We start from the raw sequence: 25,912 nt of genomic DNA on the forward strand, positions 1-25,912 counted from the left end.
AAGTATACGGCGATCAGGCCTACAACGGTGTATTCAAAAAAGCACTTGGGGAATGGAGTATTGATTTTGAAAAAGCTTCGCGAGCGGAGTCAGCGAAAGGGTTTGTTCCAGTGGCAAAACGGTGGGTGGTGGAGCGGAGTATTGCTTGGACAAACTTCTTCCGTCGGCTAGTAAAAGACTACGAACACACGCTGAGTTCATCAATAAACTGGCTTTATTTGGCTAACATTCAGCTAATGCTACAGAGAATACCCTCAGAATCAAGCACCTAATTCCCCAACACGCTCTTAATTGCCATTACTGGACTAGGAACATCCCTGCACGTTCATTATCTCTTTCAAGCCGTATAGTACTGAATTAAGCAATAGCTAAAAAGCCGCGCCCAGATTTACTGAGCACGGCTTTTCCAGTCAATGGAGTGTTATCCTTACCCTCTTATGGTTAATCTTAGAGGCATCGGGCTGCTGTTCTTTTGTTCAGGACCAGGATGCCAGAGCATTCGTCACAATTTTCAACCTGAGAATTGTAGCGGCTACTGCCCGGCCGGTTTCACACTAAAACCAGGTACTGTACCTGATTAATTTCCGGTCGATGGCGTCAGTTGTTTAACGGCAATACCCTTGTTGGCAAACTCCATATAGTCGGTGGTGAGGTGACAAAGTGATTTTATACCCAGCACAAAACCGCCTTCATCAATCACAAAATCGGGAGTGTGGTGCGAGCCGACATCTTCTGCTTTTTTCCCCTTGGCCATGCCGCCCAGGAAGAAAAAGAAGCCCGGTACTTTCTGCTGAAAGAACGAGAAATCTTCGGCACCCGTTTGGGCGGGCGTGATGATGATGTTGTTTTTCCCCGCTACTGTCTGCAACGATGGCAGCATCTGCTCAGTTAGTTTTGGATCATTGTACGTAACGGGATACATGATATCAATCTTCACATCGGCTTTGGCCCCTGCGCTCTCGGCAATATTGGTGGCAATCTCGTTGATGCGCCGATGCACCATTTTCTGGGCTTCGGGGCTGAACGTGCGGATGGTGCCAATCATGTTCGCTTCTTCGGGAATGATGTTCTGACGAATACCACTATGCAGCGCACCTACCGTTACCACAGCCGCATTGTCGGTCAGGATTACATTCCGGCTAACGATGGTTTGCAGGCCCATTACCACCTGCGCCGACGTCACAATCGGGTCAACGCTCGACCAGGGAGCAGCCCCGTGTGCCTGACGGCCTTTGATTTTTATTGAATACTGGTCAACGGCGGCCATCGTAGCCCCCGACCGGTATTTGATGGTACCAACTTCGGTTTGCGAATTGATGTGCAGACCAAAAATGGCGTCTACTTTCGGGTTATCCAATACCCTTTCTTTCACCATCAATTCGGCGCCCCCTTCCTCTCCGGCCGGTGCTCCTTCTTCGGCAGGCTGGAAGATGAACTTCACGGTGCCGCGCAAATCACTTTTTACGGAACTCAACACTTCGGCTACGCCCATCAGCATGGCCACGTGCGAATCATGACCACAGGCGTGCATAACCCCCGTTTGTTGCCCGTTGTACTCGGTTTTCACATCCGATTTAAACGGTAAATCATTACGCTCGGTCACGGGAAGGCCGTCCATATCGGCCCGTAGGGCTACCACGGGGCCTCCCTTACCGCCTTTGAGCAAGCCAACGACACCCGTTTTGCCCACGCCGGTTTTTACTTCCATCCCCAGTGACTGCAAGTAAGCGGCAATCTTGGCTGCGGTTTTGAACTCCCGGTTACCCAGTTCCGGATGCTGGTGAATCTCCCTGCGCCAGGTTATCACCTTTTTTTCCAGGCTTTCGGCCGTTTTGTCCATGCGGGCATTCAGGGTATTTGCCTGTCCTAATGCTACCTGAGAGAGTAGGCCGCCAAGGGCCAGTGACGAAGCGAGTAAAATCTGTTTTTTCATCAAACTATAGTTTTCTACACTAATTGAACCAGTGCTAAAGTTACGAATAAGTAAGGCAGTTAATACGTATTCTTTCGATTATGACCAACAATATATCTATAGATATAAGCTGGCTGCCACTTTATATTCTCCCTTTTCGGGTATAAACCAAATGAAGGCTATTTTCTTCTTACTGTAAAAGTCAGTCATCCACCCCACCATGTTTGGCACCCAATGCCATCAACTAACTATGTACGTGGTGGCGGAAAGTTATCTTGTTGGGGTGCCGATTACTCCGACGTCTACAAAGATTAACCGCAACGTACGGGCGCTGGCAACCAACGTAAACGTAAGAAAGCACATCACCATTGCCCGGCGCAAAGGCTACGACTAGTTTGTGGGGAGCATTACCAATTCCCAAGCCCGTGAAATTCCGATAAAACTGGATTTCTTGGCTAACGGCAACTACACCGCCGACATCTACGCGGATGCACCCAACGTAGCCCAGAACCCGAACCATCTGGCGCAACAGACCCGCACCGTCAGCAAAACGGATGCGGTTGTGCTCAAACTGGCTAGTGGTGGTGGGCAGATTATCCGGCTGAGGGGACAGAACTAAACAAAGCTTCGAACCCGCTTGTTGAAAAACACAGATTCAACGAAGCCCAACTATGATAAAATGCCTGCTCAAAGCGTTCCAGATTGGCGTTATTGCCGGAATACGCACCATGACCGCACCAGCCTTAGTCAGCTATAAACTGGCGCACACGAAGCTTAACCGAAGTGCTGGTCCAACCCTACAAGATTCCAAACTTCATTTCCTGACTTCCAAAACCACCACGAACGTACTGGCCGTGATGGCCGTGGGAGAATTGATTGCGGATAAACTCCCCGGCGCTCCCGACCGAACCGGGCAACCACAGGTTTGGGGTCGTATTGGTTCCGGTGCTCTGTCAGCGTCTGCACTAACCGGGGCCGACGGAAATTCGGCCCCGATTGGAGCAGTAGTTGGGGCATTAGGCGCGGTTGCCGGTTCAGTTGCGTTCTACCAGCTACGCCGTTGGCTCACCCACGAAAAAGACCTCCCCGACCTGTGGGTTGCCCTGGCCGAAGACGCGCTGACCATCGGCGCAGGATGGCTGGTTGTGCATCAGGATTGATTGCGCAATCAGAGTTTCAGCAATTTTGGCAAATTCTTTGCCACAAAAAAGGCACGTTCCAGACGTGCCTTTTTTGTGGAAGTCAGCTAAAGTCTTTGTCCCTTGCTATCTTTGCCAACCCAAAACGACCATCAACAACATCCTCCTGACTTTTTTTTGACCGAGTGAAAAATGCTCCCGCAGGCCATTCGCTCACTCACAATTCACTCATTAAGTAAATGCAGGTTTTAAAATTTGGCGGCACGTCGGTTGGCTCTGTAGAGAGCATCAGGCAGGTTATCGAAATTATTGACAAGCACCGCCAGAACGGCGATCAGATAACGGTTGTTTTTTCGGCGATGGGTGGTATTACCAACCAGCTTATTGAAATCGGTCGCATGGCCATTTCCGGCGAACCCGACTATATGGAACTGGTCCGGCGCATTGAAGACCGACATTTTAACATCGTGAAAGCCCTTATTCCGGTGAAGGAGCAAGGCAAAGTAGTAGCCCACGTTCGGGGGATTGTGAATGAGCTGGAAGACCTGCTCCGGGGCGTATCGCTCATTCGTGAACTCACCCCGCGTACTCACGACCTCATTACCAGTTTTGGCGAACGGCTATCGACCACTGTCATTACCGAATGCGTACGAAGCCGGGGTATTCCGGCACAGTTCTGCGATGCCCGGCAGTTCATCAAAACTGATGCTCAGTTTGGCCATGCCGAAGTGAACTACACCCTCACCAACGCACTAATTCAGGACCATTTCGCCAAGAATTCGGATAGACCCGGCGCGGCCATTCAGATGATTACGGGCTTTATCGGCTCAACAGAAAAGAACGAAACGACTACGCTCGGCCGGGGCGGTTCAGACTATACAGCCAGCATCATTGGCGCGGCCCTCAACGCCGACATTATAGACATCTGGACGGACGTTGATGGGATGATGACCGCCGACCCGCGCAAAGTACCCAACGCGTTCAACATCCCGACCATCACCTACGCCGAAGCAATGGAACTCAGCCATTTCGGGGCCAAAGTGATTTACCCACCCAGTCTGCAACCGGCTTTTGCCCAAAACATTCCGGTTCGGGTGCTGAACACGTTCAACCCAACGCACGAGGGCACGGTAGTCAGTCGCACCGCCGACCGGCGTCAGTATACCATTACGGGTATTTCGAGCATCGACGACATTGCGCTGGTCAACTTACAGGGGTCAGGTATGATTGGGGTGGCGGGTGTATCGGCAAAACTGTTTGGCGTACTGGCCGCGCATAAAATCAGCGTTATTCTTATTTCTCAGGCATCGTCGGAACATTCCATCTGTTTTGCCATAGACCCCCGTGGGGCAGAAGATGTAAAAGCCATTTTAGACGCCGAATTCGCCATCGAGATTGAGCAGGGCCATATCGACAGCGTCGCTATCGAGCGGGATTTATCGGTCATTGCCACCGTGGGCGAAGGCATGAAGAAAAGCTCCGGTATTGCTGGAAAATTGTTCTCGGTGCTGGGAAAAAACGGGGTTAATATTGTCGCCGTTGCGCAGGGGTCATCAGAGATAAACATCTCGGTCGTTATCAATCGGAACAACTTGTCGAAAGCCCTCAATGCGCTCCACAACATCTTTTTCCAGTCCGAAGCGCGGGTGCTGAACCTGTATCTGGTCGGTATCGGGCTGATTGGAAAAACGCTGCTGAAGCAAATCTTCGACCAGTCGGAGTTTCTACGGTCGGAGAAGTTACTGAAGGTGTGCGTAGTGGGCATGACGAACACCAAAAAGATGGTGCTTGACCCACAGGGCATCTCGCTGAACAACTGGTACGATCGGCTGCTGACTGAGGGTGTAACAACATCACTCCCGGCCTTTGTGGAGAAGATAAAAGATTACAACCTGCCCAACTCGGTATTCATTGATTGCACGTCGGACAAGGATATAGTACAGTTTTACGAATCGTTACTGGACGCCAACATTTCCGTAGTCACCCCTAACAAAGTAGCGAACTCCGGTCCTTACAGCGAGTACCGCCGGTTGCAGCGTACCGCCCTGAACCGGGGAGTCAAGTTCCTCTACGAAACCAACGTAGGTGCCGGTCTGCCCATTATCAACACCGTGCAGGGCCTAATCACGTCCGGCGACCGATTTCTAAAAATCGAAGCCATTTTGTCGGGCACGCTTTCCTTTATTTTCAACACCTTCAAACCGGGAATCTCCTTCGCCGATGTGGTGCGGGAAGCAAAAGAAAAGGGTTACACCGAACCCGACCCCCGCGACGACCTGAGTGGGCAGGATGTAGCACGAAAGATTCTGATTCTGGCCCGGGAGGCCGGTTTCCCACTAGAACCAGACGACGTAACTATCACGAATATGTTGCCGGCATCCTGCCTGCTGGCCCCAACAATTCCCGCCTTTTTCGATGAACTGGAACGTAACAACGATTATTTCGAGAGCCTGCTCAGCGAAGCCGAAGCCAACGGCGAAAAACTGCGTTTCATAGCCAGTTTCGAGAATGGGAAAGCCACCATCGGCCTGCGCCCGGTAGGACCGGAGCATCCATTTTATCAGTTGACGGGCGCGGATAACATCGTTTCTTTCACGACGGAGCGCTACAAAGACCGTCCCCTTGTGGTAAAAGGACCTGGCGCGGGCGCGGAAGTGACAGCCTCCGGGGTCTTTGCCGATGTGGTCAGTATTGGTAGTTATTTAGCGTAATACGTGCCTGCCCCAAGAGTAGTAGATTCCCGTTTTGGGGGCTGACGTAAACGGCTATCACTCTACTATGTCGAACATAGTTTTGGCGCGCTCCCGTGAGAGGGCGTTAAAGTGCCACCACTCGTATTCTATTCGGGTAAAACCACCCTGGAGCATCGCCGTTCGCAAAATCTGTCGATTGTCGAGTTGGGTTTTGGTTAGCTTACCCGCTTTTAACAGGACAGCCTCCCGCGAGGGATAAGCCAGTTCGCCGAAGAAATCATACTTCGTGCCCATATCCAGGGGAGTACCATCTTTCATAGCTACGGTCAAATCGACGGCGCAACCGTAGTTGTGAATGGACCCCTCGCGGGGGTCGGCCACGTACTTCCGGCGTTCCCGTTCGGGCACATCGGGAAGGGCATTCCAGAGGTTCCACTGGGCTTGCCGGGGGCGGGCCGCATCATACACCAGCAGTCGCAGGTCGGGGTGATGCTTCTGTAGGTATTCGCTGGCCTTTGCCAGTTTACGGGCGGCCATTGGCTGCATATACGCACGGGTCAAATCGCCGTACACATCTTCACCCACGAAGTTGTCGGTAGTCGAGTACTTGAGCTCGACCAGAATACGGGGGTCTATCTTTTGCACATCCACCAGTCCCTGCTTCTGCATAGTGGCCTCGAAGGACTGGGCATTACCGATGAGTGAATGAGCAAATGAGTAAATCGGAACGCCGAACCGGAGTAAATAAACAAGCAGTATCAGAGAGGAATTTGCTTTTATCATGAGCTTGTTTCTTGTCAATATTGATTTGTGCGCATCTATCCTGTAAACTTACAGCATTTCCCAACTACTGACCTTCTGCTTTTGGCGAAGCTATTCACTAACCAGAACCCCGGACCGTCGCTCATTCTTTCATTCACTCATTATCGCTGATGGCACTAAACTACATTTGGGTTGCTTTTTTTATCATTGCGTTTCTGGTAGCCCTGGCCAAACTGATTTTTTTGGGCGATACCGAGATATTCAAGCTTATCGTTGAAGGGCTGTTCGATTCGTCTAAAGTAGCGGTTATGGATATTGCCCTCCCACTGGCGGGGGTGATGGCGTTTTTCCTGGGACTGCTCAACATTGGGGAAAAAGCGGGTGCCATCAACTTTCTGGCCCGCATTATTGGCCCATTCTTTCACAAACTCTTCCCCGAAGTGCCGCAAAACCATCCTGCCAATGGCCAGATGATTATGAATTTCTCGGCCAATATGCTAGGGCTGGATAATGCCGCCACCCCCTTTGGACTGAAGGCCATGCAGAGTTTGCACGAGCTGAACCCAAATAAAGACACGGCTTCCAACGCCCAGATTATGTTTCTGGTCCTGCACACCTCCGGCCTGACCATTATTCCACTCAGTATTATGGCACAACGGGCTATTCTGGGTGCCAAAGACCCATCCGACATTTTTATCCCCTGCCTTATCGCCACCTACGTAGCCACCGTAGTGAGTATGATTGCCGTAGCAGTCAAACAGCGCATCAACCTCATCAATAGTACAGTATTGGGATGGCTGGGCGGTATTACGAGCCTGATAGCCCTCGCGTTGTGGTATTTATCGACCAAGAGTAAAGAAGAAATCGAAGTCATTTCCAAAGTAACGGGCAACCTGGTTCTGATGCTGATTGTAGTATCATTTCTGTTGGGAGCGATGCGCAAGAAAGTAGATATCTTCGACGCGTTTATTGAGGGCGCGAAAGGTGGTTTTGAGACCTCCGTCCGTATTATTCCGTATCTGGTTGGGATGCTGGTTGCCATCGGTGCCTTTCGCAACTCGGGGGCAATGGATTATGTCATCGACGGGCTGAAGTTCCTGTTCAGTTTTACGGGGCTAAATACCGAATTTACCGACGCACTACCCGTAGCCCTAATGCGGCCGCTGAGTGGGTCGGGGTCACGCGCATTGATGATTGATGCCATGAAACAGTTTGGCCCGGATTCGTTCGTTGGGCGGCTGGCGTGCATGTTTCAGGGGGCGGCCGATACAACCTTTTATATCGTGGCTTTGTATTTCGGCTCAGTGGGTATCAAAAACTCCCGCTACGCCATCCCGTTCGGTTTGTTTGCCGATTTGATGGGCGTCATTGCCGGGATTGCACTCGGCTATTTTTTCTTTCACTGACCAACAAAAGAAAAGGGCCATTTCAGGTTTCTGGAATCGCTCGGGAAGTGGCAGCCTGACGGTTGTCGCTTTTTTTGTATTATACCCTTATTAACCATAAAGATAAAATTGTTACGCGAAGTCATTACTTCGATAAAAAGCATAAACTAGGTCGCATTAAAAAATTGTTAATTTTTTGCCTCCTTTTCATATGAACAGTGTTAATGCAAACCTTATATTTGTAGCTTGTTTTCGATTATTTCATCATTAATTTAATCACTTCTCACAAATGCGTAAAATTTTATTTGGAAGCTGGCTACTTTCCCTACTGTTCTGTTTGCCGGTATTGGCGCAGGATGTAGCCGTAAGTGGCCGTGTTACTTCGTCCGATGATGGCTCCGCCCTACCAGGTGTAAACGTACAGGTGAAGGGCACAACCCGGGGTGCCACGACAGATGCTCAGGGTAATTACCAACTTACCACCCCGACCAATGCCCGCCTGGTATACAGCTTTGTCGGCTATATTCCGCAGGAGGTTGCTGTTGGGAATAAGTCAACGATTGATATCAACCTGGCACCCGACGCCACCAATCTGGATGAAGTGGTTGTTACTACTTTTGGTAGTGCCAAACGGTCGGCCTTTACAGGTTCGGCAGGGACGATTGATGCCAGCAAAATTGCCGAACGTCCCATTACCAACCTGGTTCAGGCCATTTCGGGGGCAACGCCGGGTGTGCAGACAACGGCAGGCAGCGGTCAGCCAGGGTCGGCACCGGATATCCGTATTCGGGGATTCGGCTCTATTTCGTCGGGAAACAGCCCGCTCTATGTAGTGGATGGTATTCCGTACACAGCGGATATTGCCACGCTTAGCCCGAATGATATTGAAACGATTACCGTCCTGAAAGATGCGGCTTCAACCGCATTATACGGAGCACGGGCCGCCAATGGGGTGGTTATCGTAACGACTAAAAAAGGCCAAAAGAATCGCAATCTCATCAACGTTCGGTACACAAAAGGCTTCAGTTCACGGGGCTTGCCCGAGTATGACCGCGTTGGTCCGGCAGAATACTATCCACTCATGTGGGAAACATACCGCAACAGTGTTGCTTACCGGGCCACGAACCCGCTATCACTATCAGCTGCTAATACCGATGCCAGCAATCGTCTGGTTAGCCTGACCGGGTATAACGTGTACAACGTACCAGATGCTCAGTTGGTCGGTACGGATGGCAAGTTGAACCCCAGTGCACAACTCCTGTACTCGCCCGACGATTTGAACTGGGAAAAACCCCTGGTTCGACAAGGCAACCGCGATGAAATGAACGCCACCTTTTCGGGCGGACAGGATAAGACGGATTATCTGCTATCACTCTCCTACTTAGGCGATAAGGGCTATCTGATCCGGTCTGATTATGAACGCTACTCAGGCCGACTCAACGTTAACTCTCAGCTAAAATCCTGGTTCAAGACGGGGGCCAACCTGTCGGCTACGGTTATCAAATCCAATCAGGCAGACGTACCGGCCGATGGTGGCACTACGTTCGTTAACCCGTTCTTCTTCTCGCGGAATATGGGGCCGATTTATCCGGTTTATGCCTTCGACCCTGCCAATCCGGGTCAGTTCCTGACGCTGCCCAACGGAAACCGTCGGTACGATTATGGTAACCTGAATGCCCTGGGCCTGCCCAACCGGCCTCAGTTTGGTGGACGTCATGCCATTGCCGAAACGGAGTTGAACCAGAACTACTTCCGCCGGAACGTTTTGAGTGCACGGGTGTACGGAGAAGTTACGTTTTTGAAAGATTTCAAATTCACGACCAATTTCGGTACCGACATTACCAACACCGATAACACGACCTACGGCAACCCTGAAATTGGCGATGGTGCCCCGGCGGGTCGTTCAACGCATTACTTCCAGAACGTTTCGGGCTATAACCTCAACCAGTTGCTGAATTACAACAAAACGTACGGCAAACACACATTCGATGCCCTGGTAGGTCATGAGAATTTTCATACAACCGATAATTTTCTGACCGGTTCACGCTCGCAGCAGATTCTGGACGGTAACGTCGAGTTGGTCAACTTTACGACGACGACTAACCTGTCGTCTGAGTACAACATTCGTCGGATTGAAGGGTACTTCTCCCGGTTCAATTACGATTACGACCAGAAGTATTTTGCGTCTTTCTCCGTACGTCGGGATGGAACCAGCAAATTTTATAAGGACTCCCGCTGGGGAACGTTCTATTCCGTGAGTGGTGCGTGGCGCCTGGATCAGGAAACATTCCTGAAAAATATCCCAAGTATCAATACTTTCAAACTAAGAGCGTCCTATGGCCAGACGGGTAACGATGGCGGTGGTACCACAGCAGACAACGCCAGTATCAGTTACTACGCCTGGCAGCCCCTGTACAATCTGGGGAACAACAACGCATCGGAAGCGGGAATTCTGCAATCGAGTCTGGGTAACCGGAATCTGGAGTGGGAATCGAGCAACTCATTCGATGCTGCTTTGGAATTTGGGTTGTTCAAGAACCGGCTTACCGGCACCATCGAGTACTTCGACCGCCGGTCTTCCAACCTGATATTTGCAGTACCACTTCCTTTGTCTACTGGTATTCAAACAGTTACCCGCAATATCGGTACGATGTACAACCGGGGTATTGAGGTTGAACTGGGCCTGGATATCGTTCGGACGAAAGATTTTGTCTGGCACTTCGATGTGAATGCAACGCACCTGAAAAACAAGATTACGAAGATGCCGGCCGAAAACCCCGAAATCATTGACGGTACCAAAAAACTTAAAGAGGGTACTTCACTGTACGATTACTGGCTACGGGACTATCAGGGAATTAATCCCGCTACGGGCGAAGTACAGTACCGGGCAGCTAGTTTCGTAGCCGCCAACTCGCGGGTGACCGAAGCCGGCGACACGCTGACCACGAGTGCCAATAACGCCCGTTACCACTACAACGGTACGTCTATTCCGACCGTTTCGGGTGGGTTTACCAACTCCTTCAGTTTCAAAGGGCTTACGCTTTCGGCCCTGTTCGTGTATCAGTTGGGGGGTAAAGTATACGACGGAGCCTATGCCGCACTGATGAGTTCGGGCGGGTACGGCAGTGCCAAACACGTGGATATTCTGCAACGCTGGCAGAATCCGGGCGACGTTACCAACGTGCCCCGCATGGATGCCGCCCGCACCGCTGATTTCGATGCGGCATCGGATCGCTGGCTCACGGATGCCAGTTACATAAACATGCGCAACGTTACGTTATCGTACTCCTTACCAAAGGTAGCCTCAACCCGATTATTTCTAAACAATGCCCAGGTGTACGTGAGTGCTGAAAACTTCCTGATTCTTTCCCGCCGGAAGGGCATGAACGTACAGCAGAATTTTGCGGGTACAACCGGCAACGTGTTCAGCGTGGCCAAGAGTGTAGTACTGGGTGTTTCTTTCTCACTTTAAGCATCGAACTAACAATGAAAACAAGATTTATAACTGCCTGTGTAGCCCTGGGACTTTTCATGGCTTCGTGCAAACCGGAATATTTGGAAACGGCTCCTACGGGTAGCGTGGATGCGGGTGCGGCCTATGCCACCACCAAGAACGCTTCGGCCGCCATCAACGGTATTTACCGGGCGATGGTACTGCGCTACCTGGGTTCGCAGGGACACTTTGGGTATCCGGCTATGATGATTATTATGGACGTAATGGGCGAAGACCTGGTGTTTGGCAACTCATCCAATAACTGGCACTTTGGGGAGCAGCGCTGGACCAGCCATCGCTCGGAAACGGGTACAATGTCTGAATTTCCGTTCCAGCTTTACTACCGGCTCATTGGCAACGCCAACATCGCCATTACCAGCATTGACAACGCCACCGGCACTCAGACCGACCGCAATCAGATTAAAGGCGAAGCACTGGGCTTACGGGCTTTTTCGTACTTCAACCTGGTGCAGCTTTACGGTAAGCGGTACGATGCGGCTGCCAAACCAAATAGCCAACTGGGCGTTCCGCTGGTGCTAACCCCCACTACGGAAGGGTTGCCCCGCGCTACGGTGGAGGATATTTACACGCAGATAAACAAAGACCTGGCTGATGCGGCTGGTTTGCTGACTTCTACACGCTCGTATAAGTCCCATATCAACCTCGAAGTAGTAAAGGGCTTGCAGGCCCGCGTGGCATTAGTGCAGCAAAACTGGGCTGCTGCCGCCACCTTTGCCGCCGATGCCCGCAAAGGCTTTAACCTGATGTCGGACGCGCAGTATCTGGATGGCTTTGCCGATGTTTCAAACCCGGAATGGATATGGGGTTTCGATCACCTCGAAGACCAGTCGGAGTTTTTCGGTGCGTATCATTCCTATATTTCGGACAACTTTAACTCCTCTGTTATCCGTCAGACTCCCAAGGCAATAAACAGTCTGCTTTATAACCAGATTCCAACTACGGACGTACGGTCGAAGATGTGGGTTAGAACACCAACGGCAGCCAACGCCATTACCCCTCCCGGTGGCGTTCGGGTGCCCTTTATGAATCAGAAGTTCCGGTTGCCGGGTACACCTTCTACCAGTACCATGGGCGACATCCCGTACATGCGTGCTGCCGAGATGTACCTCATAGAAGCCGAAGCGCAGGCCCGGCTGGGCAAGAACAGCGAAGCCGCCAAAGTGCTCTTCGATCTGAACACCAAGCGGGATGCGGGGTACAAACTCTCGACCAACACCGGCACGAAGCTGGTTGACGAAATCCTGATGTATCGTCGCATCGAACTCTGGGGTGAAGGCCACCGCTTCCTCGATTTAAAGCGTATGAACCTTCCACTAAATCGTAACGGAGCCAACCATAACCCCGCTGTAGCCGTACTATTCGACGTAGCCCCCGGCGACAATCAGTGGGAGTTCCTGATTCCACGCCGGGAGATAAACGCCAACCCGGCTATTGTTCAAAACCCACTGTAGCATCTCTTTTTGCACAGGGTCATGGCGCCTTACTCCCATTGAGAGTAAGGCGCCTTGCTTTTTTTGGGTATCCCTCCCAATTACATAATTCCTGCGCATTCCTTCGATTTAAAATTACCTGCTACATAAACTCATCCTTTCACCCTGAAAAAGGCTCATCATCCAATAGTACACCGCCGATGTCACTGTATGTAACTACAAAGAAACGAGGAACGTCTTCATAAAAATTCTTGGAAACAAGGAGAACAATGTATTGAACCACAACGTATATTTGTCGTCCATTTTGGATTTATTTACTTTCAATTTAATCTCAACCAACTAATGCGGAAAATTTTATTGGGCAGTTGGTTACTTTCGCTACTCTTCTGTTTGCCGGTACTGGCGCAGGATGTAACCGTTAGTGGCCGCGTCACTTCATCAGACGACGGCTCCGCCCTACCGGGTGTGAGCGTACAGGTAAAAGGAACAACACGTGGTACCATATCGGATGTCGATGGAAAGTACCAAATCGCTGTACCTGCCAATTCGCGACTAATTTTCAGTTTTATCGGCTATGCGGGGCAGGAAGTTTCGGTTGGTACCCGGACGACCGTCAATGTAACTTTAGTACCAGGCCAACAAAGTCTGGACGAGATTGTAGTGACGGCTCAGGGTATCGAGCGCGACAAGCGTTCGCTGGGGTACGCTACGCAGGAGATTGGTGGTGACAAGTTATCCCAGCGCTCTACCCCCGACGTGCTCAGTGCACTACAGGGTAAAACAGCAGGTCTGAACATTACGGGTTCCAGCGGTGCGCCGGGTGCCTCTACCAACATCAACATCCGGGGTATTACGTCGTTCAACGGAAGCAACCAGCCACTGATTGTTGTGGATGGCATCATCTTCAGCAACGATGTTAATGCTACCCAGAATACGCTGTTTGGTACGCAGCCATCCAACCGTCTGGCCGATATCAACCCCGAAACGATTGAGTCGATCAATATTTTGAAAGGACCGGCTGCTGCCGTGCTTTACGGATCGCGGGCTTCGGCGGGTGCTATCGTCATCACAACCAAGTCGGGTCGTAACAACAACAATAAGACGGAAGTTACGGTCAATTCGTCGTACAACGTTCAGAATGTATATGGTATTCCTACGTTCCAGAATTTGTATGGGCAGGGAGCCAACAACCTATTTACGCCTACCTCGAATAACTCCTGGGGACCTGCTTTCTCGGATGTAACGTCCGTTACGAACACGCAGGGTAAAGTAGTACCGTATCAGGCGTATCCTAATAACGTTCGTGATTTCTACCGGCAGGGTAGTCTCATTCAAAACTCGGTCAATATCGCATCCGGTGATGCCACCCGTAACTACGTTATTGCCCTGGGTAATACGCTCCAGAATGGTATTATTCAGAACTCAAAGTTCAACCGGACAAACGTTCAGATTGGCGGAGAGTCCAAACTGAAAAATGGCTTGAAAGTAAGCGGAACCGGTACGTATGTACAAACCGTGTCGAGAGGTATTCCGGGTGGTAACGGTGCCAGTGCCTTTGGTCAGATTACGCGTATACCCCGTAGTTATGATTTGGCTAACGAGCCTTATCAGGACCTTAATGGAAAGAGCATTTACTTTACGCCATCAACAAACAACCCACAGTGGGCGGTTAACAATGAGTTTCTTGACAGTCAGATCGACCGTTTCTTCGGTAATTTTCAGTTAAGTTACGACGTTGCTCCCTGGCTGAACGTAGCGTACCGCGTAACGGGTGACACCTACGCTGACCGACGTAAATTGACCTTGCCAATTGGTTCCGGTCGTTCTCCATTGGGTCAGGTACAGCAGGACAACTTTTTCCGGAATGAGCTGAACGGCGACCTGCTAATAACGGCCCGGAAAGATGATATTTTCCTGAAGGGACTAAATGCTAACCTCTTGCTGGGCAACAACATTAATCAGCGCAAAAATCAGGAAGCTTATGTAGATGCCGCTTCTCTAACGATTCCCGGTTTTTACAACGTGAGCAATGGTACAGTATTCACCGGTAGCGGTGAGAACAGTACCATTCGTCGGCTGGTGGGTTACTATGGTCAGTTGTCGCTGAACTACAACAATTATTTGTTCCTGGAACTGTCGGGCCGGGCTGACCAGTCGTCAACACTACCTGCCGCCAATAGTACGTATTTCTATCCGTCAGCTTCGGTTAGCTTTGTACCTACGGATGCGTTCAAGGTTAACTCGGATGTGCTTTCTTACGTTAAAGTTCGAGCCAGTGCTGCCCGGGTTGGTCGCGATGCGGACCCGTACCTGCTGAACTCCGTATATGTAACATCAGGCTACGGTAACAACCTGGCTAATATCACGTTCCCGCTGTCTATTGGCGGTACCAGCATTCCAGGCTTTGGCATTAGCAACCGAATAGGTAACAACAACCTGACTCCAGAGTTTGTAACGTCGTACGAAGCAGGCATCAACGTTGGCTTTTTCAAAAATCGTCTGAGCCTTGACGCTACGTACTTCGACTCACGCAGTACGAATCAGATTTTCAACGTTGCCATTTCCAACTCGTCGGGGTATAATACCCGGACAACCAACGTTGGTGAACTACAGAACCGGGGTGTTGAAGTGGTATTGAACGCAACGCCGGTGCGGGTGGGTGGTTTCAAATGGGACATGACCCTGAACTACACGCTCATCCGTAACAACGTTGTATCCATTGCGCCGGGTGTGAAATCAGCCACCATTACCGGTAACTCGTTTATCGGTATTGCGCCTTCCATTAGTGAAGGGTCGCCCTATGGTGTCGTTATCAGTACGGCTAATCCACGGGTTCAGAACACTGATCCTACTAATACCGCAACCTACGATGCAACGGGACAGTATGTCGGTCAGTACGTGATAAATGGTGTAACCGGCGCGTTTGCACCGGGTGTTGCCAACTCGGTTATATCGAATCCGCAGGCTAATTACACGGCCGGTTTGAACAACACTTTCTCGTTCAAAGGCTTTTCCCTGAACGTGCTGGTTGATACGCGCCAGGGTGGTCAGATCTTCTCTTTTGGAGCCGCCGACGCTCGGTCGAATGGGTCTATGTTCGTGACGGGTATTGACCGGGACCAACCCCGCATTCTGCCCGGTGTGATTCGGAATACGGATGGTACATACCGGCCTAACAACATTCAGCTGCCTGCCCAGACGTACTGGGGTGCACTGGGTGGTTTAGCATCCGAAGGGGCTGTGTTCGATGCCACGGTCTATCGCCTGCGTGAAGTAGCTCTGAACTATACGCTACCCAAGAGCATTCTGGGTAAAACACCTTTCGGTTCTATCTCGGTAGGGGTGAGTGGACGTAACCTTCTGTTTTACGCACCTTATTTCCCGGCTGATCCGGAAATCAACACCCAGGGAGCGGGTAACATTCAGGGGCTTGACCTAAATGGACCACCTAATACACGGAACTTCGGCGGTAATGTACGGCTCACGTTCTAATCACTCAATTTATTCGACTTACTCATGAAATCTATAGTGTCAAAAGGCTATCTGCTCATTCCTTTCTTTTTGGGGCTGGGAGCATGTAGCAACTATCTAGACGTTAACGTAACGCCTAACAACCCCACCTCAGTGACACCGGCGGTGTTGCTGCCAGGTGCTCAGGCTGGTACCGCCTTTGCCAATGCCAATGAATTAAACCGGTTTACATCGGTCCTGACCCAGCAGCTGGCCGGAGCCGCCAACAGCCCGGCCACCTACGATGTTTATCAGACCAACGGAGCCGACTTTGGCAACCAGTGGAACGGTGAGATTTATAACGGCGCGCTGATCAATTATCAGAAACTGATTGAACTGGGGGATGCCAACAACGCAAAAGCCTACTCGGGGATTGCCAAAATCCTGAAGGCTTATACGTTTAGTATTGCCACCGATGTGTGGGGCGATGTTCCTTACTCGCAGGCGTTACAGGGCGAAGCCTTTACGGCCCCCCGGCTAGACAAGCAGGAGGATATTTACAAAGGGAATACTACGCTGGGTATTCAGAGTCTGTTTGACCTGGTTCGCGAAGGAATCAAAGACCTTGACGCTACCTCGAGTGTTGTGCCCGGTGCGGATGACGTTATCTTTAAAGGCGATCTGAACAAGTGGAAACAGGCTGGCAATACTATCCTGCTGAAGTTTGCTATGACCATCAGCCGGAAAGAGCCTGCCTTGGCTACCGCTGTTATCAACGAAGTACTAACGGGCAACAACTACATTAAAACTAATGCTGGTGACATGAACTTCACCTTCGGTGCCAGTGTAGGTAGCCAGGATCCCCGGTATACGTATGTGTATGTAAGTACATTCTTGAACGACCTGATTTTGAGTACCCGGTATCTGAACCTGCTCACAAGCCTGAACGACCCGCGTCTGCCCATTTTCTTCACCAAGCCGGGTGCCAATTACGTAACTATTGACAACGGTTTCCGGGGTACGCTGCCTACACCAACGGCCAACTGGTCGCGTTACAATAAATACGTAGTAGGCAACGCTGGCGAAGGTCCCGTACGGTTCATTACTAACTTCCAGCGCGCTTTTGCGCTGGCCGAAGCTGCCCTTCGCCTGGGTACTCCCGGCGACCCGCAGGCGCTGTATACCGAAGGTATTACTGCCTCCATGACCCTGGCCGGCTTGACTCCTGCTCAAATCACAGCCTACCTTACGGCGAACCCGACGGTGGCTACGCTGACGGGTACCACGGAACAGAAAATTGCCCAGATTATTACCCAAAAGTACATTGCTTTCACGGGTAATGGCCTTGAGTTGTGGAACAACTACCGCCGGACAGGCTACCCTGCTTTGCAACTGGCTCAAAACGCAGGTGGTATTGACGGCACGCTACCCGTTCGGGCAGTATACATCAACGATGAACTCCAGCGCAATCCTAATTTCCCCAATCCAGCTCCGCAATCGAACGTAAAAGTTTGGTGGGATATCGATTAATGATTCAGGACTTCAAAAAAGCATTTAAATGAAAAATACAATCATACGCGTTTTGCTGCTTGCCTTGTTGGCCGGTAGCGGTTTCTCCTGCAAAGACGACCTGGTTTACAGCGATCTGGTGCAGGACCGACGTCCTGAAGTTCCAGTGACCTTTCCCGGAGCGACTACGCTTGGCTTTAACCCATATATCACCAGTTCACTGGCTGCTGGTGGTGCTATCCAATTCACGCTGTCGATTCCGGCATTGAGTGGTCGTACCATCAAGGAGATCACCAAAGTGGTGGGTGGTGCTACGGGCATCAACGTAGGTACGCTGAATACAGCTACTGCAACGACGGCCTTCAATACGGCTCCCATTCCAGGGAATGGTACCACGGCGGTTTTTACAACGACAATTGCCGATGTGAAGAAGAAGTATCCGACGGTATCTATCGTACCGGTTGCATTACCCAATTACACTGAGATTCAATTTCTCTTTTTGGTAACACTGGATGATGGTACGCAGATCATACCCTCACCCGTTCGGGTACGGGTTGTCGCCTGATGCGTTAATTACGCTATACCAAAACTGCCCTTCACATTGCTGTGAAGGGCAGTTTTATTTTCTCCGTTTTTGAGTCTTTGGTAAAGACCAATTTCGCTACAAGTTATGCAAACACTCACCCGGCCAATCGTTCTGAGTGATGGAGTTGAAAGAAGCAAATGCAGTGAATTCGTTCTTGAACTTATAAACGGAGAAACAGAGCCCCGCGACAGGGTGAAGTGAAACCAGTTATACTCGCCGGGGTCACAGGTAGCCGTTGACAGCCTGTTTGCCTGAAAAATAATCCTGACTATCCGATAGGCGACGCTATTTGAAATGAATGGTCGTTAATCTCATATGAATCAGCAAAAATCCGGCTTACTATTACTACTCAGCTTTTTCTTCCTCTATAAAACGGCAAAGGCGCAACTTCCCCTGCGAAACACCCGCTGGCAACATACCGCCCTTCCCCCGGACCCGGCAACAATATCCGTCAGTTTTCAGGACGACACACTGCTTATCTCTGCCAGAGCCAGTAATATCCCGACTGAAACATTGCTGTATCAGCAAACAGGCGATAGCCTGCTGCTCAGAAAAGTAAGCGGAGAGAATACCTGCAACTCAACCAGTATCGGACTGTATCGGCTCCGGTATAGCAACAATGGGGAGGAATTCTCTTTACAGCCCATCAGCGATGACTGCCCGGAACGCCAAAAACTGTTTGGTGCATCAACAACGTTCAATCGCCAGCGAACAAATCTCAATACACCTCCCTTCAACTGGCCCTACCTCGACCCCGTAGCTGATTCAGTAGCGGGTATTAGTCTGTACCGGGCTTACAAGTTGCTGGCTGGCCGGTCGGCAGTTCCGGTGGTGGTGGGTGTCCTGGATTCGGGGGTTGACATCACCCACGAAGACCTGCATGACGTAATCTGGACCAACCCAGCCGAAATAGCCGATAATAATCTTGACGACGATAAGAATGGCTATACCGACGACCGTAACGGGTGGAACTTTATGGGTGCCCCGGACGGCACCACATCGGCCTACGGCCAGCCGGAGATAACTCAAACGTATGTGTTGCTGAAAAAGAAGTACGACACCATTGATCCCCGTAAAGTCCCTGCCCGCGAAAAACGCCAGTACGACACCTATCAAATCGCTAAAAAACAGTTTTTACATCGCTATCAGGCAAACCAGCCTATCTACAAAGCCTTTTCCGATACGGCAAATTTCTGGCGGGTTGCCCGTGAGCTACAGGCCCATTTACCCAATAGTCCTACCTCGGCTACTGCCATTCAGCGTGCCAGCGTGGGGACCGATACAGTAGCCATGACCATCCGAACGCTCTTGGCCGATGCTTACCTCCCACAATACGGGTCATTTAGCAGTTACCTGGCACTGGTCCGTAAAAACTGGCCGCGTTTTACCCAGCTACTGGGTGGCGAGGCAATGATTGGGTACAATCCCGGTTATCAGCCCAGCAAAGCCATTGGTGATGATCCCGCTAATGTGAACGAGCGTTACTACGGAAGTCCGCGTATGCTGATTGGCCAATCGCAGGAACTGGCCATGCACGGCAGCCATGTGGCGGGTATCATTGCTGCTAAACGGGATAATGGCCGGGGGATGGATGGTGTAGCTGATCATGTTCGAATCATGCCCATATCGGTCGTGCCAGCCAATGGCGATGAACGCGACAAAGACATCGCCAACGGCATTCGGTACGCGGTAGAGAACGGAGCGAAAGTGCTCAACATGAGTTTTGGCAAGAGGCTATCGCCCTTTAAAGAAGAGATCGATGCGGCCATCCGATTTGCGGAGGCCCACGATGTGCTGATTGTTCACGCGGCAGGCAACAACGGCGAGAACTATGATTCGCTGCCCGCTTACCCATCGGCCCGGTACGCCAACGGACAAACCGCACAAAATGTACTGACTGTGGGAAACAGCACCTGGCAATTGAACGAAAATCTACCCAGTCGCTCTTCCAATTATGGGCTTGAGACGGTCGATTTGTTTGCACCCGGCACCGCTATCCTTTCTACGTTGCCCAATAACCGCTACGCCAGTCTATCTGGGACCAGTATGGCCGCCCCCATGACGGCGGGAGTAGCTGCTTTACTTCGCTCCTACTTTCCAAAACTAACGGCAGTGCAGGTGAAAGAAATCCTGATGAAGAGTGCGTATAAACCGGCCACCACCGTTCGCAGACCAGGTCGTTCAGATAAAACCGTCGCGTTTAGCCAATTAAGCCGGTCGGGAGGGGTGGTAAATGCGTACGAAGCCGTGAAAATGATACTGTCTGAACCGAGATTTTCAGGATTAAGATGATTCTACTGATTGCTTTATCATTATGTCAAATCAGTGAAATCATAGAATCCTGAAAATTCTGCGGGGAAGCCCGGCGGTTCAGATAATTTACCAGTCCACTTCCTGCTTATCGTGCCAGAACTTCCCCGTTTCGGATTGGGGGGCATCGGCGGCTAGCCAAACAATGGTTTCCGCTCCCTTTTCAACGGAGCGGCTGGCGTTTGGGCCACCCATATCGGTACGAACCCAGCCCGGATCAACGCAGTTGACGGCAATGTTCTGCTCCGCCAATGCACCGGCAAACTGCTTCGTTACAGCATTTAGGGCGGTTTTAGAAATGCTGTATGCGGGTGCATAAGTTGTCATATCAGTCAGGGCACCAGCTCCGCTAGACACGTTGATTATTCGACCACCCGACTCGCTTTTCTGTAAATGTTCCAAAAAATCCTGAATGACCATAATGGGGCCGTTCACATTGGCTTTCAGGGTTCGGTCAAGCATTTCGGCGTTTAGCTTAAGGATCGTTTCGCCATGATCCTCCAGAATCCCTGCATTATTGATTAATACATCCAGATGATCCGCCTTCTGTGAAAATGTACCGCAAGCGGTCCGAATGCTGACCGGATCAGTAACGTCGAGTTGAATACAGGTAGCTTCATACCCGGCCTGACACAATTCCTCGGACACTTCGCGTCCTTTTGCCATGTCGCGGGAGCCAATAAATACGGCAAATCCGCGTTCTGCAAGTTGCCGGGCTATTTCCTTTCCAATGCCTTTATTAGCTCCAGTAATCAGAGCAATGCGTTGGTTATTGGTTATCATAGTCAGTCAATTCAGTTAGGTAGTCGGTGAGCAGGTCAGGCAAAACGTTGTTGATATATACACAACGTTCGCGTCAGCAACTCACCGATTACCTAACTGGCTAATTCACCAACTGTTTAGTTGACCAACTGGCGAACGGACGTTTTTTCTGGAATGTTCGCAAAAAACAGCCGTATACTCAACCAATTATCCGTTAAATCATTCCTATGATGAAATTTATCAGATTCCTCTTACCCTTGCTGAACCGATTTGCTAACCTGGTACGCATGAAATCCTGTTCTTATGCCTTGTTTCTGTTTCTCCCCCTGAATACCTGTTTGGCCCAGGCTCCTGCGACGCAGACACCTAACAGGCGGCAGGAGTTATACGATCAATACAATAGTTATTCAACAAAACCAGTCAGCACAACTGGGGCACCAGTTTCTGTCAGCACTGATTCGATAATGGAAGCGCAACAATCATCAGTCAGCAAACCGGTTGTGCCGCCATCAAATGAGCCAAATGAAGATCAATGGCAGCCCAATACAGCTGTGGGCAGGTCTGGCGTTCGCATCGGCTTTCGGGGGGGCGTTACATACCCCGCTTTTACAGATATACGCCCTACCAGCGCGCCCGGCCTTGGTTTTGTTGGGGGGATAACACTTACGCTGGGACAGGGTATCGTTTCGTTTCAGCCCGAGGTCAACTACTCGCGCTATACGGTCAGGAACAACTCGGTATTTGGGGCCAATACGCAGGCTGTCGATAAGGTTGAAGTGCCGTTGTTTCTAAAAATAGCTACGGGCACTTACGCTGGTAATCGGTTCTTTGTCAATGTTGGTCCTTACGGTAGTTATGCCGCCAGCACTAGCATTGACGGCAAAAAAGTGGCTATCAGCAATGCGAAAGGACGCTTTGGCTTCGGTGTAGCCGCCGGTATCGGCTTTGCCCTGAAAGCAGGGCCAGGTCACATTACCATTGAAGGACGTGGACTGTACTCGCCAGGGAATACAGAGAGCAGTTTACCCATCAATTCCAACACGGTTTCAGGACAGGCAACCCTTGGCTATATGTTACCATTGGGTAGCCGTTGACAATTTTTTCTCATAGAGTGGGTTTTAAAATGACGATAGCCCCTGGGTATCGTCATTTTTGTATCCCCTGTAATGACTACCTGATGCGATGTGCCGATTTATCAAACAAAGGGCAATGACTTTTCCCACAGCCAGTCAGCATTTTCGTCCGTTACATCGCGGTTGCTAACCGCCTTCGGCTGGCTATCGGCAAAATAGCTTCCGTTATTCCGTTCGCCAATTGATTTGAGAGGGGATGCTGCCAGGAAAATCGATGTTTTTGCCCCTTTCTCGGGTGAGCGCATCAGGGGACTCGCTACTTTAAGTAGCTGCCCCACGAAACCCGATGTGTCACTCCCGAAATTTGTACTCACCGCTCCCGGATGTACCGAGTAAGCGCGGATGCCCGTTCCATTCAGTTGTCGGGTAAGTCCTTTCGTGAAGAGAACATTAGCCAGTTTATCATCCCCGTAAGCCGACCACGTAGAGATGTCATCGATATGCCGGAAGAAGCGGGCTTTTTTACCCATAAAGTGAGCCGCCGACGAGAGGTTAATAATCCGGACATCACCCCTTTCAGTGGCTGTTTTTTTTAGCAAATCCAGCAGATGCCAGGTAAGCACAAAATGACCAACGTGGCTGGCATAAAATGATTTTTCGATACCATCGGGCGTAAACTCAATGGTCGCCGGGGTGTAGCCGGCATTGTTGATTACTATATCCAACCGGGCATACTCCTGACTTATTTTTTTAGCGGCCTCCCGAACGGAGTTAAGATTTGCGAGATCAGCCGTTACCAAATTGATTTTGACCGTTGGGGTGTCACGCTGAATATCGGCCATGGCATCCAGCCCTTTTTTTTCATTACGGCACAGAAGAATCAGGTCGAATGATTTTTTTGCCAGTGCTTTTGCAGTAGCCAACCCCAAGCCTGAGTTAGCCCCTGTGATGAGTACGGTTTTTTCTTTCATACGTAGTATACTGGTTGTACCTGTAAAGTGTTCGTATAAAGCACGGCTGGCATACCGGAACTGAATGTTACAGCCCTTCCTACCTCCTGAAGTTGTTTCAGTTTGGTTGTTACCCATTTAAGTAGGCTCCCTCTAACCCTCCCCTACAGGGATATACTGGTGGTCAACGTAGAGCTGTTGGCGTTTCAACAGAAATATATTCCGGTGCTGCTGGAATGTGATTTACTCCCCCGGTATATCTGGGCTTTACCTGTCTTTTTTGTGTTTATACGGCTTTTCTGCCCTGGTGTTCAGCACTGGCTCCCCTATGAATATTCTGCTTGCTTTTGACTCTTTCAAAGACGCACTACCGGCTTCGGCGGTGTGCCAGAGCCTGCAACGGGGCCTGACGCAAACGTTTCCCGACGCCACCTATCAATCAATACCCCTGGCCGACGGGGGCGAGGGTACGCTTGATGTGCTGCACGCAGCGGTACCGTCGGAATGGATATCATGCCCGGTGAGCGACCCGTTAGGCCGGCCCATAACGGCGCGGTATCTGTGGCTGACCGGTACACAAACCGCCCTTGTTGAACTGGCGCAGGCATCAGGCCTGGAACGGCTCACTCACTCCGAACGCAATTGTCTTTACACCAGCACCTTTGGTACGGGTCAACTCATGGCCGACGCCCTGAATCGTGGCTGTACTGACCTGATCCTGACCGTTGGAGGGAGTGCGACCAATGATGCCGGGCTGGGTATTGCAGCTGCGCTGGGGTATGCCATTCTGGACGCTGCCGGGCAACCCATGTCTCCTACGGGCGAGAACCTGCCGACTGTGCATACCCTGGTACCACCAGCCTGGCTAACGGAGAATCCACCCGTCAACCTGCGCATTCTGACCGATGTTACCAATCCCTTTTATGGCCCTACCGGAGCCGCTCACGTTTTCGGCGAACAGAAAGGAGCCGATTCCGCTACCCGTCAGTACCTCGATGAGGGAATGCAACATTTGGCAGCAGTAGTCGAGCAGACGCTGGGTAAAAACATTCGGCAACTTCCGGGGGCGGGAGCCGCCGGGGGCGTGGCGGGGGGAATGGCAGCCCTATTCGATGCATCCATAATGCCTGCAACCGACTACCTGTTTGCGGTGCTGAACATGCGCGCCAAACTACGCCGGGCCGACCTGCTCATCACGGGCGAGGGGCGGGTCGATGCCCAAAGCTGGCAGGGCAAACTGGTATCAGCTTTGCTGGCCCTGGCCCGGGAAGAGCACGTTCCAGCGGTGCTGGTTTGCGGCACGTTGCAGGACACGCGGCAAGTGCTGGCACAGCCGGGAGTATTATATGCCACGTCCATCATACCGGGGCCGATGTCGCTCGAAACAGCCCTCACCCAGACGCCCCAACTACTGGAAGAACAGGGATTACGACTAGGGGCGTTGCTGTCTGGCGTGCAACTGACGCGATAGCGTGGGCGCCTGTGCATAGCTAAAACCGCTATCTATATTTAGCGCGGGCGGCCTGTTCAGTCAGGCGGGCCAGTCGCTTTTGCTGCATCAAGAGCAGAATAGTAATAACGCCCAAAGCTATCGGAAACAAGCCAAGAAGGCCCGTTTGGGCGTTGGTCAGGGTGAGTAGATAAGATAGGGTTCCGGCAATAACTACATTCAGCAGATGCAGCCCATCACCCAAAAAATTCCGTTTTTTTTGCGGCCCTGCCAGCATGAACATATACATAGACTGAGCCGACTCTATTACGCTGAACATCATGGCCCAGAAACCAAAGGCTTCCACAAACAGCGTTATATCTCCGGTAGCATAGAACAGGAATGCAATACCAAAGGCAATGTCGAACAAGCTCTTCAGCAACTCCCAGGAAAAGTTTCTGTCGGATTTCAGATTGAAAAAGGAAAACAGCGTTCCCAGCAAGCCAGCCCCGATAATGCTGCCACCAAAAAGCTGTGCCGACTGGGTATCAAACTGCCCCCAAAGAGGATAATTACCCCGCCTGCTACAATGTATAAAACACCCCGGACAATAAGCATCCAGTCGTACTTTAATGAATTTTCCATAACGTGTTCTACCTTTTATACCAATTTCTAAGTCAGGCTGGCTTCAGAGCCTCACCTGTTTTATACTTTTCCTTTATAATCAATAGTTCGTCAATAATTAAGCAGCTATACAGCCGAAACTATACAGTTGACGCACTTGAGGGTCATTTTTAGTCAGCTCAGTGCCTTGCGGTAAGATGGAAAAAAAACGATCCAGTAATAACTTGTTGTGATACAGGGTCTTTACATCAGCCATCGAAAAAGGCTGCTGACCAACGCCCTGCTCTATTTTGGCGATATTGACCGCTGACAAAGCGGTGTTCACATGGAAATCCAACTTGTTGACCGACCGGGCCTGACAGTCAGTGAGACCCGTAAACTGCT

Annotated in this window: 18 protein-coding genes and 2 pseudogenes; 14 read left to right on the plus strand and 6 right to left on the minus strand. The window is 50.8% G+C overall.

What is annotated here, in order from left to right; genetic code table 11:
• Positions 1-272 (plus strand): annotated as a pseudogene (locus tag B156_RS0122780) (IS5 family transposase); the annotation flags it as partial.
• A 305-nt stretch (positions 273-577) separates the two neighbouring features.
• On the opposite strand, the gene B156_RS0122785 reads toward B156_RS0122780, so the two are convergent.
• A complete protein-coding gene (locus B156_RS0122785; protein WP_018622112.1) occupies positions 578-1,933 on the minus strand; it encodes an amidohydrolase in 1,356 nt (451 codons plus the stop codon).
• A 199-nt stretch (positions 1,934-2,132) separates the two neighbouring features.
• Here B156_RS0122785 and B156_RS31550 point away from each other — a divergent pair, with 199 nt between their 5' ends.
• The 4 genes from B156_RS31550 to thrA all read left to right on the plus strand — a co-directional run bounded on the left by B156_RS31550 (position 2,133) and on the right by thrA (position 5,762).
• Positions 2,133-2,306 carry a hypothetical protein gene (locus B156_RS31550; protein ID WP_157627144.1) on the plus strand — a complete coding sequence of 58 codons (174 nt, stop codon included), beginning with the start codon at positions 2,133-2,135 and terminating at the stop codon, positions 2,304-2,306.
• A 3-nt stretch (positions 2,307-2,309) separates the two neighbouring features.
• Positions 2,310-2,531, plus strand: coding sequence for a glycoside hydrolase family 97 C-terminal domain-containing protein (locus B156_RS0122800; RefSeq protein WP_018622115.1), 222 nt, complete (start codon positions 2,310-2,312; stop codon positions 2,529-2,531).
• Positions 2,532-2,583: 52 nt separating this feature from the next.
• Entirely contained in the window at positions 2,584-3,072 is a 489-nt protein-coding gene (locus tag B156_RS0122805; protein ID WP_018622116.1) for a DUF4126 family protein, read from the plus strand.
• 218 nt (positions 3,073-3,290) lie between these two features.
• On the plus strand, positions 3,291-5,762 hold the full coding sequence (thrA, locus tag B156_RS0122810; protein ID WP_018622117.1) for a bifunctional aspartate kinase/homoserine dehydrogenase I: 2,472 nt from the start codon (positions 3,291-3,293) through the stop codon (positions 5,760-5,762).
• Positions 5,763-5,819: 57 nt separating this feature from the next.
• Here thrA and B156_RS0122815 read toward each other — a convergent pair whose 3' ends face one another.
• The gene (locus B156_RS0122815) at positions 5,820-6,527 is read right to left on the minus strand and encodes a M15 family metallopeptidase (protein ID WP_018622118.1); all 708 of its coding nucleotides are present in this window, start codon (positions 6,525-6,527) and stop codon (positions 5,820-5,822) included.
• Between the two features lie 149 nt (positions 6,528-6,676).
• Between B156_RS0122815 and B156_RS0122820 the strand changes: the two genes are divergently transcribed.
• From B156_RS0122820 to B156_RS0122850, 7 genes are all read left to right on the plus strand, one after another.
• Complete coding sequence (locus B156_RS0122820; protein WP_018622119.1) at positions 6,677-7,912, plus strand: nucleoside recognition domain-containing protein; 1,236 nt, start codon at positions 6,677-6,679, stop codon at positions 7,910-7,912.
• A gap of 268 nt (positions 7,913-8,180) precedes the next feature.
• A complete protein-coding gene (locus tag B156_RS0122825) occupies positions 8,181-11,363 on the plus strand; it encodes a SusC/RagA family TonB-linked outer membrane protein (RefSeq protein ID WP_018622120.1) in 3,183 nt (1,060 codons plus the stop codon).
• A gap of 14 nt (positions 11,364-11,377) precedes the next feature.
• Complete coding sequence (locus B156_RS0122830; protein WP_018622121.1) at positions 11,378-12,856, plus strand: RagB/SusD family nutrient uptake outer membrane protein; 1,479 nt, start codon at positions 11,378-11,380, stop codon at positions 12,854-12,856.
• Between the two features lie 321 nt (positions 12,857-13,177).
• Positions 13,178-16,327, plus strand: a complete 3,150-nt coding sequence (locus B156_RS0122835; RefSeq protein WP_018622122.1) for a SusC/RagA family TonB-linked outer membrane protein — start codon at positions 13,178-13,180, stop codon at positions 16,325-16,327.
• 24 nt (positions 16,328-16,351) lie between these two features.
• Entirely contained in the window at positions 16,352-17,815 is a 1,464-nt protein-coding gene (locus B156_RS0122840) for a SusD/RagB family nutrient-binding outer membrane lipoprotein (protein WP_018622123.1), read from the plus strand.
• A gap of 28 nt (positions 17,816-17,843) precedes the next feature.
• On the plus strand, positions 17,844-18,359 hold the full coding sequence (locus tag B156_RS0122845; RefSeq protein ID WP_018622124.1) for a hypothetical protein: 516 nt from the start codon (positions 17,844-17,846) through the stop codon (positions 18,357-18,359).
• Between the two features lie 336 nt (positions 18,360-18,695).
• Positions 18,696-20,672, plus strand: a complete 1,977-nt coding sequence (locus B156_RS0122850) for a S8 family peptidase (RefSeq protein ID WP_018622125.1) — start codon at positions 18,696-18,698, stop codon at positions 20,670-20,672.
• Between the two features lie 87 nt (positions 20,673-20,759).
• Here B156_RS0122850 and B156_RS0122855 read toward each other — a convergent pair whose 3' ends face one another.
• A complete protein-coding gene (locus B156_RS0122855; RefSeq protein ID WP_018622126.1) occupies positions 20,760-21,473 on the minus strand; it encodes an SDR family oxidoreductase in 714 nt (237 codons plus the stop codon).
• 266 nt (positions 21,474-21,739) lie between these two features.
• On the opposite strand from B156_RS0122855, the gene B156_RS0122860 reads away from it, so the two are divergent.
• Entirely contained in the window at positions 21,740-22,546 is an 807-nt protein-coding gene (locus tag B156_RS0122860) for a porin family protein (RefSeq protein WP_245563803.1), read from the plus strand.
• A gap of 101 nt (positions 22,547-22,647) precedes the next feature.
• On the opposite strand, the gene B156_RS0122865 is transcribed toward B156_RS0122860, so the two are convergent.
• Positions 22,648-23,496 (minus strand): SDR family NAD(P)-dependent oxidoreductase, encoded by an 849-nt coding sequence (locus B156_RS0122865; RefSeq protein WP_018622128.1) that lies wholly within the window; start codon positions 23,494-23,496, stop codon positions 22,648-22,650.
• Positions 23,497-23,803: 307 nt separating this feature from the next.
• Here B156_RS0122865 and B156_RS0122870 point away from each other — a divergent pair, with 307 nt between their 5' ends.
• On the plus strand, positions 23,804-24,946 hold the full coding sequence (locus B156_RS0122870; RefSeq protein ID WP_018622129.1) for a glycerate kinase: 1,143 nt from the start codon (positions 23,804-23,806) through the stop codon (positions 24,944-24,946).
• Positions 24,947-24,974: 28 nt separating this feature from the next.
• Here B156_RS0122870 and B156_RS0122875 read toward each other — a convergent pair whose 3' ends face one another.
• Together B156_RS0122875 and B156_RS0122880 are read right to left on the minus strand one after the other, a co-directional pair.
• Positions 24,975-25,406 (minus strand): hypothetical protein, encoded by a 432-nt coding sequence (locus B156_RS0122875; RefSeq protein ID WP_018622130.1) that lies wholly within the window; start codon positions 25,404-25,406, stop codon positions 24,975-24,977.
• A 240-nt stretch (positions 25,407-25,646) separates the two neighbouring features.
• Positions 25,647-25,912: pseudogene (locus tag B156_RS0122880) on the minus strand (hypothetical protein); the annotation flags it as partial.

It is taken from the genome of Spirosoma luteum DSM 19990, from assembly GCF_000374065.1.
GTDB lineage: Bacteria > Bacteroidota > Bacteroidia > Cytophagales > Spirosomataceae > Spirosoma > Spirosoma luteum.

What these genes read in the sequence shown, in the direction of transcription:
- B156_RS0122785 (WP_018622112.1), bottom strand. Translation starts at nt 1,933, where the DNA reads ATGAAAAAACAGATTTTACTCGCTTCGTCACTGGCCCTTGGCGGCCTA.
- B156_RS31550 (WP_157627144.1), top strand. Translation starts at nt 2,133, where the DNA reads ATGTTTGGCACCCAATGCCATCAACTAACTATGTACGTGGTGGCGGAA.
- B156_RS0122805 (WP_018622116.1), top strand. Translation starts at nt 2,584, where the DNA reads ATGATAAAATGCCTGCTCAAAGCGTTCCAGATTGGCGTTATTGCCGGA.
- thrA (WP_018622117.1), top strand. Translation starts at nt 3,291, where the DNA reads ATGCAGGTTTTAAAATTTGGCGGCACGTCGGTTGGCTCTGTAGAGAGC.
- B156_RS0122815 (WP_018622118.1), bottom strand. Translation starts at nt 6,527, where the DNA reads ATGATAAAAGCAAATTCCTCTCTGATACTGCTTGTTTATTTACTCCGG.
- B156_RS0122820 (WP_018622119.1), top strand. Translation starts at nt 6,677, where the DNA reads ATGGCACTAAACTACATTTGGGTTGCTTTTTTTATCATTGCGTTTCTG.
- B156_RS0122825 (WP_018622120.1), top strand. Translation starts at nt 8,181, where the DNA reads ATGCGTAAAATTTTATTTGGAAGCTGGCTACTTTCCCTACTGTTCTGT.
- B156_RS0122830 (WP_018622121.1), top strand. Translation starts at nt 11,378, where the DNA reads ATGAAAACAAGATTTATAACTGCCTGTGTAGCCCTGGGACTTTTCATG.
- B156_RS0122835 (WP_018622122.1), top strand. Translation starts at nt 13,178, where the DNA reads ATGCGGAAAATTTTATTGGGCAGTTGGTTACTTTCGCTACTCTTCTGT.
- B156_RS0122840 (WP_018622123.1), top strand. Translation starts at nt 16,352, where the DNA reads ATGAAATCTATAGTGTCAAAAGGCTATCTGCTCATTCCTTTCTTTTTG.
- B156_RS0122845 (WP_018622124.1), top strand. Translation starts at nt 17,844, where the DNA reads ATGAAAAATACAATCATACGCGTTTTGCTGCTTGCCTTGTTGGCCGGT.
- B156_RS0122850 (WP_018622125.1), top strand. Translation starts at nt 18,696, where the DNA reads ATGAATCAGCAAAAATCCGGCTTACTATTACTACTCAGCTTTTTCTTC.
- B156_RS0122855 (WP_018622126.1), bottom strand. Translation starts at nt 21,473, where the DNA reads ATGATAACCAATAACCAACGCATTGCTCTGATTACTGGAGCTAATAAA.
- B156_RS0122860 (WP_245563803.1), top strand. Translation starts at nt 21,740, where the DNA reads ATGAAATCCTGTTCTTATGCCTTGTTTCTGTTTCTCCCCCTGAATACC.
- B156_RS0122865 (WP_018622128.1), bottom strand. Translation starts at nt 23,496, where the DNA reads ATGAAAGAAAAAACCGTACTCATCACAGGGGCTAACTCAGGCTTGGGG.
- B156_RS0122870 (WP_018622129.1), top strand. Translation starts at nt 23,804, where the DNA reads ATGAATATTCTGCTTGCTTTTGACTCTTTCAAAGACGCACTACCGGCT.